The sequence below is a fragment of the Rhizobium sp. PP-CC-3G-465 genome (genome assembly GCF_004343445.1).
GTDB lineage: Bacteria > Pseudomonadota > Alphaproteobacteria > Rhizobiales > Rhizobiaceae > Ferranicluibacter > Ferranicluibacter rubi.
This window is the reverse complement of the sequence record NZ_SLYH01000009.1, coordinates 86,422-96,790: the sequence shown is the minus strand read 5'-3', so window position 1 is coordinate 96,790 and position 10,369 is coordinate 86,422. Positions and strand designations below refer to the sequence as shown.

At 58.2% G+C, this 10,369-nt stretch carries 7 protein-coding genes and 2 pseudogenes; 2 read left to right on the top strand and 7 right to left on the bottom strand.

The genetic code is table 11. From position 1 onward, the window contains the following. Positions 1 to 155 (bottom strand): annotated as a pseudogene (locus C8J33_RS27955) (DUF736 family protein); the annotation flags it as partial. A 212-nt stretch (positions 156 to 367) separates the two neighbouring features. On the opposite strand from C8J33_RS27955, the gene C8J33_RS22295 reads away from it, so the two are divergent. Then, a complete protein-coding gene (locus C8J33_RS22295) occupies positions 368 to 2,809 on the top strand; it encodes a DEAD/DEAH box helicase (protein ID WP_132665382.1) in 2,442 nt (813 codons plus the stop codon). Between the two features lie 36 nt (positions 2,810 to 2,845). Here the strand turns inward: C8J33_RS22295 and C8J33_RS22290 are convergent, their stop codons facing one another. From C8J33_RS22290 to C8J33_RS22270, 4 genes and pseudogenes are all read right to left on the bottom strand, one after another. After that, positions 2,846 to 3,145: a DUF736 domain-containing protein gene (locus C8J33_RS22290; RefSeq protein ID WP_132665381.1), complete on the bottom strand. Its 300-nt coding sequence runs from the start codon at positions 3,143 to 3,145 to the stop codon at positions 2,846 to 2,848. A 1,053-nt stretch (positions 3,146 to 4,198) separates the two neighbouring features. After that, positions 4,199 to 4,378, bottom strand: a pseudogene (locus C8J33_RS27620) (hypothetical protein); the annotation flags it as partial. A 306-nt stretch (positions 4,379 to 4,684) separates the two neighbouring features. Next, on the bottom strand, positions 4,685 to 5,290 hold the full coding sequence (locus C8J33_RS22275; protein ID WP_132665380.1) for a DUF1419 domain-containing protein: 606 nt from the start codon (positions 5,288 to 5,290) through the stop codon (positions 4,685 to 4,687). Positions 5,291 to 5,353: 63 nt separating this feature from the next. After that, positions 5,354 to 6,388, bottom strand: coding sequence for a DUF3991 and toprim domain-containing protein (locus C8J33_RS22270; RefSeq protein ID WP_132665385.1), 1,035 nt, complete (start codon positions 6,386 to 6,388; stop codon positions 5,354 to 5,356). A 229-nt stretch (positions 6,389 to 6,617) separates the two neighbouring features. Here C8J33_RS22270 and C8J33_RS27125 point away from each other — a divergent pair, with 229 nt between their 5' ends. After that, the gene (locus C8J33_RS27125; protein ID WP_165910785.1) at positions 6,618 to 6,923 is read left to right on the top strand and encodes a hypothetical protein; all 306 of its coding nucleotides are present in this window, start codon (positions 6,618 to 6,620) and stop codon (positions 6,921 to 6,923) included. Between the two features lie 1,185 nt (positions 6,924 to 8,108). Here the strand turns inward: C8J33_RS27125 and C8J33_RS22260 are convergent. Both C8J33_RS22260 and C8J33_RS22255 read right to left on the bottom strand, forming a co-directional pair. Beyond that, the gene (locus tag C8J33_RS22260) at positions 8,109 to 8,813 is read right to left on the bottom strand and encodes a helix-turn-helix transcriptional regulator (RefSeq protein ID WP_132665379.1); all 705 of its coding nucleotides are present in this window, start codon (positions 8,811 to 8,813) and stop codon (positions 8,109 to 8,111) included. Positions 8,814 to 8,815: 2 nt separating this feature from the next. After that, on the bottom strand, positions 8,816 to 9,748 hold the full coding sequence (locus C8J33_RS22255) for an NAD(P)-dependent alcohol dehydrogenase (RefSeq protein ID WP_132665378.1): 933 nt from the start codon (positions 9,746 to 9,748) through the stop codon (positions 8,816 to 8,818). Positions 9,749 to 10,369: the final 621 nt, after the last annotated feature.

The window sequence follows — 10,369 nt, the reverse complement described above, 5'->3', positions numbered from 1 at the left end:
CAGAGGCTTGAGCTGCATGCGGGGAAACTCGCACGTGCAGTTCTTAGGGGGGCGCGGCCTGGAAACGGGCCGCGCCTACCCGACTCCAGCTTGACCGAGAGGTAGTCGCGGTCGGTTTGCTCGGAGCGCTTCTGCCAAGCAGCACCCAGTTCGACATTATGCGGTGCACCGCATAACACGGATTATGCAGAGAGCGGGATTATGCGGAGCGTTGGTCGCTGAAGCCTGCTTTGCCGGGGTTTGCGGTGGATTTTACTCCGCATAATTGCGGATCCTTCTGTGCCGCTGAGATGGATAGTGCGTCTTAAAATGCGGACGTCTTTGGCCTATGCTGATCCCGATGATCATTTAGGCGAAAGCTGCAAAGTTGGCGGAAAAGAATGATGCTTGGGAGAACATTGCTCGCATTCGACGGCGGTTAGCCGATCTGAATGACGAGCGGATGGCGCTTGAGCGTGAACTGGAAGCGTTTGAGCAACAGCTGATTTCCGATAGCCAGGTTGCCGCCGAGAAGCCAGCCTTCGCCGGTGCCTCTGTTACCAACAGCTCACCGTCGATAGAGAAGGTGGAGTTGTTCCGGCAGTTGTTTGCCGGGCGCCCAGATGTCTTTCCTGTACGATGGGAAAATAGAAAAGATGGACGCACCGGCTATTCGCCATCCTGTTCCAACGAATGGGCGAAAGGAATCTGCGGCAAGCCGAAGGTGAAATGTGGGGCCTGCCCGCATCAGGCGTTCATCCCGTATTCCGAGGATATCATCGAAAAGCACCTTCGTGGCGGCGATGCCCGTTCAAGCGACTTTGTTGCCGGCGTATATCCATTGCTGCAAGACGAAACATGCTGGTTCCTTGCTGCTGACTTCGACAAGGAAAGCTGGGCGGACGATACCAGAGCGTTGCTGGCAACCTGTCATGCAAAAGGAATTGCCGCAGCCCTCGAACGGTCGAGGTCGGGAAACGGCGGCCATGTCTGGATATTCTTCTCCGAACCCGTTCCCGCGAAGGTCGCCCGACAACTGGGGGCCGCACTGATCACAGAGACGATGGAGAACCGCCCCGAGATCGGCTTCACGTCTTATGACCGTTTCTTTCCCAACCAGGATACCATGCCACTTGGCGGCTTCGGCAACCTGATCGCGCTTCCCCTGCAAAGGAAAGCTCGCGAAAATGGAAACAGCGTTTTTGTCGATGGCGACCTGCAACCCTACGATGACCAGTGGGCATACCTGTCGTCTTTACCCAGGTTGTCGGCGGACGAAGTCTTCAGGATCGCCGACGAAGCCGAATTGTCGGGGCGGGTCTTGGGCGTCCGGATGCCAGTCGATGACGAACATGCCGATGAGCCGTGGAAGATGTTGCCGTCACGTCGGAGCGAGCCGCGGCGAATTGAGGCTGCGATCCCGCAAAGCATCAAGGTCGTGATCGCCGACCAGGTTTACATCGATAGGACCGAGCTTCCGTCCGCGCTGATTGCGCAGTTCGTGCGCCTGGCAGCATTCCAGAACCCGGAATTTTATCGTGCGCAAGCAATGCGATTGCCGACATTCGGCAAGCCGCGGATCATCTCCTGTGCCGAGCTTCATCCGCGCCATGTCGCGCTGCCACGAGGCTGCTTCGACGAAGCAATTGAGCTCATCAAGAGCCATGGCGCGACCGCCATTTTGGAGGATCACCGCGAAGACGGAGATGCGCTACCCGCCGGCGTCTCGTTCCAAGGGGAACTGCGACGGCCACAATCGCGGGCCTTTGATGCTCTTGCCGCCAACGATAACGGCGTGCTCGCCGCGACGACCGCCTTCGGCAAGACAGTTGTCGCTGCTGCACTCATTGCACATCGAAGCCGCAACACGCTGGTTCTTGTTCACCGCAGGGAGCTTCTCACCCAGTGGGTAGAGCGTCTGAGTTCCTTCCTGAGCATCGACCCAAAGCAGATCGGCATCATCGGTGGCGGGAAAAGGAAGCCGACAGGGATCATTGATGTGGCGCTGATCCAAAGCCTGGTTCGCAATGGCGAGGTTGATGACATCGTGGGAAATTACGGTCATCTGATTGTCGATGAGTGCCACCATCTGTCCGCTGCAAGTTTTGAACTTGTCGCTCGCAGATCCAAGGCGCGATATGTCGTCGGCTTATCTGCCACCGTTGCCCGAAAGGACGGTCATCATCCGATCATCTTCATGCAATGCGGCCCCGTTCGCCATCGGGTTGATGCAAGAGTCCAAGCTGCCGAGCGTGGTATTCGCCACCGTGCCCGCGACCGTTCGACGAAGTTTGAGTTGCCAGCGTCACTCGTCTCGGCAGAGCGCCCGTCAATGCCAGCGATCTATGCGGCCCTTGCGCAGGACCAAGGCCGAAATGACCTGATATTCGATGACGTGCTGAAATCCCTTGAGGCCAGACGTTCGCCCATACTGCTGACGGAGCGTAAGGATCACCTCGATTATCTCCAGCAGAAGTTCTCGCCGTTCGTGAAAAATCTGGTGGTGCTGCGCGGTGGCATGTCGGCGAAGGATCGCAAGCAAGCCCACACAGCGTTGAATGTCGCAGACGATGATGAGCGCCTGATACTTGCGATAGGCCGCTACATCGGAGAAGGCTTCGATGACGCCCGGCTCGACACGTTGTTCCTCACCATGCCGATCGCCTGGAAAGGAACTTTGGCGCAGTATGTCGGACGTCTGCATCGTCAGCATGATGGCAAGCGGGACGTCTTGGTCGTCGATTATGTCGACAGCACCGTTCCGGTGCTGGCCCGGATGGCCGCAAAGCGACGATTGGGTTATCGCGCGCTGGGCTATGTGATCGAATGAGGGCGCCCCGCTGTGAGCGGAGCGCCGTGGTTCTGGTCAGCGTGACCAGATGAGCTTGTGCTCGCCTTTGTCGCCCTGGACGAGGGAGGCATAGACCGGAGCCGTGAAGGACGGATCGTCGAGCTTGAGCGAGAGGTATTCGGCGCCGGTTTCCCGGGCGGTCCGGCTCCAGCCGGCTCCGAACTCGACCCCCGTTGCTGTGACCCGGAAGTCCGGGGCGCGATCGTTGTCGCGGTCGCAGGGTTTGATGGATGCGTTGACGTTGAGGGTGAGGGTCTTGATGGTGCCGTTGTAGGCGCCGGTTTCGTCGCGGGTGAAGGTGCCGATCTGAGCCATTGTCGTTTCTCCTGAGAGTTGTTCGAAGCCGCCCGATGCGGCCTCGATGGCGGTCGAGAGTCGACGGGTTGGCCTGCTGCATCCAAAGGACCACAGCGCCAGCGGAGGACGGCGGTAGCCGAGCTTGTTGCTTCGCGAGGAATGGCCGCTTGCGGTCAGGGGAAGAAGGTCGGCGAAGCCGTTGCAGGCCAAGGCCGGACCGGCGCAAGACCAGCCGAGATGAGAGGCCGTATCGGGGCTTCGCGGCATTGTCGGCAGAGAACGACGTGGATGATCGCCTCATCATCAGCAGGAACACCGCTGTCGCAGCGTCATCGCCCCTACCGATGTCATTGCCATCATCTTCAGGACCAGCAGCAAGACAGGTGGGCCTGTGAGGCCAAACTCGCCGTGCCGATAACGGATGAGCTGCATACCGACTGCTGGAATGGATTTTAAACCTCCGATTTGTTCAACACGCCGGACTTCTCCGGCGCCGACAAGCAACTGGAGGTAATAGTGACAAAGCGAAAGTACAGACATCGCCGCAGTATGAATGTTCGGATCAACTGGCTACAGCCGCATGTCGATGGGTTCAGGGAGTGGTTATCCCAGCGGAATTATTCGCCTGCAACGATCGTGGAGGTGGTGCGCCTGCTGGCACTGTGGGGCGACTGGGTACAAGCGACCGGCTTCGAGATCGACACGCTCGCCGTTGGCTTCGCCGCATCGGCGGCGGTGTTCCAGGGTAGCAAGAGTGCCCGCGCTCCGCAGGGTGCGGCCGGGCTGTTCCTCTCTTATCTGCACGAGAAGAACATTCTGCCTCCAGAACTGCACCCGTCGCTGGAAGAGACCTGGCCGGCGCTTGCCGCGTTCCGATGCTGGATGAGGGAGCAGCGTGGCATCAAGGATTCCACACTCGATACCTATCAGCCAATCTTGATCGACCTTCTGGTGTCGCTCGGCACTGATCCAGAGGTTTATACGGCGGCCGCGATCCGTGGCTTCGTGCTCGATCGCGCGAAACCGCATGGCCGCGCACGGGCTCAGAGTATCACTGTCGCCACGCGGGCATACCACCGTCATCGTGAACGCATCGCCTTCGGTCCGGACATCGTGTTCGATGTCCTGACCGATCTCGGTGATCCGGCGTTCCGAGACGTCGATGTCGCGCTCGGCATCGCGGATCTGACGGCGAACCGCATGCTGGTCGTGGTTGTGTGCTGCGCGCAGGCGTTCCAGCCGGGCGATATCGGTGCCGCCAGGGCAGGGGCCGGCGCTGGCGGCGTCGGATCGGGCTCGTCGTCGTTTGCCGCTTCGGGTGTGCAGCCACCAAGCCCGTTGATGCCGAGATTAAGCGTGGAAGAGAGCCCGGTGTTGCCGAACATATCGAATGAAAAGGGATTGCTGCTCATGGGATGAAACTCCTTTTTGAAGGCGCAATTTCTCGATCTGCCAGCGCGGGCAGTTCGAAAATCATACAGAGATGGAGGATTTGGCCGGGCCGATTGTGGGAAAGTTCGGCCACTCATTGCGACCGGTTGTATAGACGTTGCCCGCTCAGGCGGCGATGGAGGAGGGGAGGTGCCTCAGATGCACCGGCAGCTTGGCGGAGATTTCATCGTCCGTCAGGTCGTCGAGCATTTTCAGAAACGTGCCCTCCCTGCCGCCGTAGAGGACAACGGTGCGGTGCCCACGGTTGCGCTGTGGCCATCGATCGCCCGCATAGCCACGATAGTCGTCAGCCGTGCTGCTCCAGATGTGCTCCAGCCGCTCTTTTTGGGACATCGACCGGACCGGGCGACTTTCCCGATCGACGATTGCCACGCGCATATGTTCGACGGAGGAGTTGTCGGACAGATCGCAATAGCCATGGAAGTGGCGGATGGCCCCGTCGATGCGCAAGTTGAAGAACACCGATGTCACCGAGCCCGTCAGATACTCGCGCATGGCGAAGATCGATCCTCGGATCCAGAGCGAAGGGAGCACCTCGAACATATAGTCGTTCTCGGCATCCGTGATCTCGAACCATTCAAAAGCATAACGGGGTGAGGCATCGCCATCCCATCGGTCCGGCCGCTGGGCGTGACGGTCGAACATGCGGAACATTTGCTGGCGCGTCGCCACGCCCTGAAAGACCTTGCGGATTTTGGGAGAGGTGTTCATTTCGGCTCCTTGAGACACGTCCGGACCGAAGCGAGCACCGTCGTCACGACCATGCTTATCTCTTCAATCCTCCATGACCTCTCCCGGGCCGCCGGCATCGTGTCCGCCCGGGTCAAGGGCCGGCAAGGCCGGGCGAAGCCTCCCTTGATGCGGGCGGCGCGAATGCGGCACGTTGTTCTTTTCCGTCTCTCTCTTCCTTCTTCCCTCCTCCCGTTGTTTCAGCACCTCATTCCAGTCGTTCGCCGGCGGTCGCAGACGCGACCAGTTGCAACCAGCTTCTTCGGCCAGCTCCCGAAGCCGGTGCGCATAGGCCTCGCCCTGTTGGTTGGCATCGGTTGCAGCGACCAGTTGCACGTCTTGGTGACGAGCCAGATGTCGCAGCGCTAAATCCGTGTTCGGCGACCACCCGCCGCCCGTGCTGAGATACAGAGTGCTTTCTCGCATGCCTTCGATCGCAGCGAGGCTCATGGCGTCGATGGCGGCTTCCGTTACACAGAGCCGTTGCGCGTCGGATGGGCCGAGCCGGAATAGGACCTTCGCACCGCCCGTCGCAAAGCCCCGCCAGTCCAGGCCGCGTTCCTCCCAGCCACAGATGTTGCCGTCATCGTCAACATGGCCGGCCCACATGCTTCCATAAGGCCCCTTCCGAAGTACACCCTGTCTGATGGCACCCTTCAGAATTCGGGCTGGTATAAAGCGGGTGAACCGCAGGTAACGCCAGGTATCCGATGCTGGCCAAGGATCCCTGCGCGAGATCCATCGATCACGGATCGTCCCAGTCGCCGTTCTTGTTGCTGGTGCTTTCGCCCAGTCGGGCTCGACCGTCTGGAAGCCGATGAGACCCGCAACACGGTCAAAAGCCTTGATGAAGCCACCACCATCGAGGTGCGTTACAAGCGAAAACACGTCGCCCTTGCCGTCGCCAAGGGGATCGAACCAGCCCCGATCATCGTGGGTGACGATGACGATCGCACCGCCACGGCGGTATTTCATAGCGCGACGGGTGCTCTCCTTTACATCGATTGCAAAGCCCGATGTCTCCAGAACGGCTCCGCATCCGACCCGCTCGCGGATCTCTTCAATATCTCTTCGTTTCATCTTTTTCAGATCGCACCGCGATCGTCCTTTCTTGTTTTCTTTGTCCGCACGCTTCGCGGACACCGTCCCATCCGGCGCGAAAAGCAAAGGCGGCAAGGGCGCGGCTGGCAATTGTTGAATCCTGCAAAGGGTTCGACAGCCGCGGCGAAGCTTCCCTTGCCACCGCCGGCTCGCAAGCGGCAGCCGGGACGGCGATGGCGGCTTAATGAGCCGCCCAGGGATGAAATTCATGGATGACCTTGAGGTCGTCGTCTGCGTCGATCTCGGCGGAGGGCAGGACCCCGTACTCACCGTCGACTGCAAAGGCGGTGACCGGGACCATCAGATCACGGGAAAGTCGAAAAGCGTGGGACTGTGCGAGGGAAAGATCGTGCGACATCTTGATCGGCTCCATTCGGGAGCGGGCCAATTCCCGCTCGATGGCTCCGAAAAGGCCCTGAGACGGGCGCGGGCAGCGCCAAGCGGCCGCAGCGTGGCTGCGGACCTTCACGGGTTGATCGTGGAAGATCCGGATCTGGGCCAGGACGCCATTTAAGAGATGCAGCGTTGGCCAGGACTGGAATTTCAGTTCACGTGGCGGAACGGCGTCTCGCTCGCTGCCGTTGCAGACTGCATTCCAAAAGCCTTTTATGAAGCACCGTCTTCGACCGAGACAGACTGTCGATGGCCTCCTTCACGCGAAGACAAAGGATGCGCGACAGCCGGCATAACAAAGATGCCTATCGCGCTGAAAGGTTACCTCCAGAAACGCGATGCCAAATGCCTCAACCAAAAAGAGAATGTGCTTGCCAGCAATTGTGGATCTCCTGTTACTGTAAGGAACATTCGACACTCTGGTCTTTTGGTTGAGGGAAATGTCCCGACGGTTCACTCCGTAGACCGTTCGGTAGACGTTTCAGTCCCTTTTTCTTGGCTAACGATCACCACCCGCTTCTGAACCCTTGCCTTCCGACAACGTTGCCTTACCGTCTGCATCGTCCAGCGATGGCACGCAAGGCGATGCGCGGGCCCCTGTCAGACAAAACTCGATTTCGGCTGTGGTTCGTCCAGTGATCCGCGAGATGTCGAGGACACTTCGACCCTGCGAAATCCACAGCAGGCACGTGTTTTTGAATGGGGACATCATAAATCTGCCTCTTCACACCATGGTTCAACGTCCTGCGGTTCCCTTCAACGGAACGTTTGCACGACCGCTAGCCCCTGCGAGGACCTAAGCGCTCCTTGACCAGAATCGAAAATAACGAACGAAGTGTTTTCATGGTAGGGATCATGTTAGGAAATACGCACAAAAAATTAGCGCGTCTAATTATCGTGCACCACGGCATATGTTACGCTCGGCTTTCAGATATGACACGTGGCGTACATCGGACGCTAACGTGGGCGTGCAGAGTGATGTCGCTGAAAGGGCTCAAACGACGCGTAGCGTCTCCCAACCCGCGATGACCTTAGACAAAATTTCGATGCGCTGCAGAACGCGCTCGCTCATCGCTATCAATCCCACCTGTTCGTCTCCGCGTTCTCAAACACGGGGAGTGTGACACTCCAAATTTGAAGAAACAGGAACTTCAACCCGGCTACAAAAATAAATCACATAATATAAATTATGGAACTTTAACGTGAATAACAGCTTTCGTCGGTACGGATAAATGGTATTTCGCTACGATCGCTTGTCGGTAATTCGTTCGGCACCACGCAAAACGTCTTCGCATCATGGCTAGGTTCAACAAATTTCGCCTTCGCTATTACAAGGCCTGATCTCTTTGGACCGCCATTCCTTTACGAGCAACCGGCGGCTTCGTGTGTACCGCTCAGCCAGGACCTCCGCCGTTGCGATGTCGTCCAATTCGATGACACGAAATCTGCCGTCGAGCTCACACCAAGCCGCGATAAACCGTTTCGATTCTATCAGCCCCAGCATGATGGGCCAGATGATCGCACTTTCCAGGTTGAGATTTGCCAAAGACAGCGTGACGCGCAGTTTGCGCTGCTCCCTCAGTGCCCTGCGAACCTCGCTGAGATCCAAGGGGCCGGCAGTCTTCATGGGATGTCCGACATAAACCATATCGTCGCTGAGAACGGATCGCATGTCAGGCGGAAGAACAGCATTGATCTTGGCCAGCGCATTTGTCACTGCAAAGGCCAGCTTGTCGTCCGTCTGCCGACTAACCCACTGCGCGCCAATCACCAGCGCCTGGACCTCCTCGTCCGTAAACGAGAGCGGGGGGAGAAGGAATCCGGGCTGCAGGATATAACCGACGCCTGCCTCACCATCAATTTCTGCACCCATACCCTGCAGAGTGGCCACGTCTCTGCGTATTGTTCTCAGAGACACGCCGAGTTCGTTGGCAAGCGTTTGCCCCGAAACCGTTGCACGATGTCTGCGAAGGACTTGCATCAAGTCAAAAAGCCGATGACTTCTTGCCATTTCTACTCCATTGCCACGACGCCCTTGCCACCCAGTTTGCCGCCCCTCTCGAGCTCGGCGATGAGCGCAATAGCATGGTCCAGTGAAACAAGTTTTCCTATTGGAATTCCAAAGTTTCCCGCCCCCGCCGCCTCGGCGACTTTATCCAGGATTTCGGCGCGGGGAGTGCCAATGATCGGCTTCAGCCGTCGATCGAAGACTGCGCGAATGAACTTGCCGAGCCCTGGGTTCAAGTCCAGGAAAACGCCTCCTTCTCTCAGCATGCTCATCCCGTCAGAAAGGGTCAGCGTCGCCGCCGTATCGTAGACGACGTCGAAACGAGAAGCGATCTTGGATACGTCCGTGGTACGATAGTCATATACGCTCGTTACGCCGAGCGATCCGGCCCGCTTCACGTCGCGTGCACTACAGCTTCCCGAGACTGTTGCCCCGAAAAGTTGTGCAATCTGCACGGCTGCTTCGCCGACGGCACCGGCGCACCCGTTAATGAATACGTGCTGGCCAGATTGCAGCTTTGCCTTGTCGATAAGTCCGTTCCATGCGGTGACACCCGGTGTGCCAAGGCAGGCCGCATCCTTGAAGGACACATTATCCGGCTTCACAGCCAGAAAGGCCTCTTTTGTCACCACCGCTTGACCAAGCGCACCGCTTTCCTTGAACTTAGCAAGACCGAACACCGCGTCGCCAACCTGAAGCCGCGTAACACCAGCGCCGATAGCCGTGACGATCCCAGAAAAATCCATTCCCATGGCGCGCGGAAAGGTTCTGCCGGTGACGATTTTCATCTGCCCGGCACGGAGCTTCCAGTCGATAGGATTGATAGCCGCAAATTTGACGCTCACGGCAACCTCACCTTTTCCGACTGCGGGCAGTTTGAAGTCTTCGACCCGCATCAACTCCGGGCCGCCATACCTGCTATATTGAATTCGTTTCATCGGATTGCCTCAGCCTTCTGGCAGGTGACTAAAGCAGCCTCGATTGATTTAACTTCGGGCATACGTTCAAATCCTTCCCAGTGTCGTGCGAGAGAGGGTTATCGGTCTCTCTGCAATTCCAAACATACTTAGGCCAGAATGGGGTCAGTTTCTGTCACCATTCTTTCAGAACGATCAATCGCAAGATCAAACGGCCAAGGCTTCGCTCCTTAGCAACGCAAAGTTCTGGTACCACATGACTGACTTCGAATAGGCACATGAGCGTGCCGAGTTCACGCAACGCCCGTCGGACTTGGCTGCTTGGTTGCGCAAGCGCAGCTTTACAACATCCATCGGCGGTCGCGTCAATCGAGGTGGCTTGCCTGACATCGAAGCCGCAAAAGGCGTTCTATCCGGGAGCTGGTCGAGATAGTCGGCGATCGCGCGCGCGTGAAAGCCGGCAGCGGCCAGGTCGGGCGGTGCGTTCACGCCCCGCGGCGCCAATTCTCTAAATTTTTGCGACAAGCACTGGTAAATAGGTCGTCGGGATAGCACCCAGTTCCTCAAGACTGCCTGCTCGGCTACAGTATCTGCCCATAGCCGAAAACGGCCTCACCGATGGTGACACCCGAGACGCCAGCA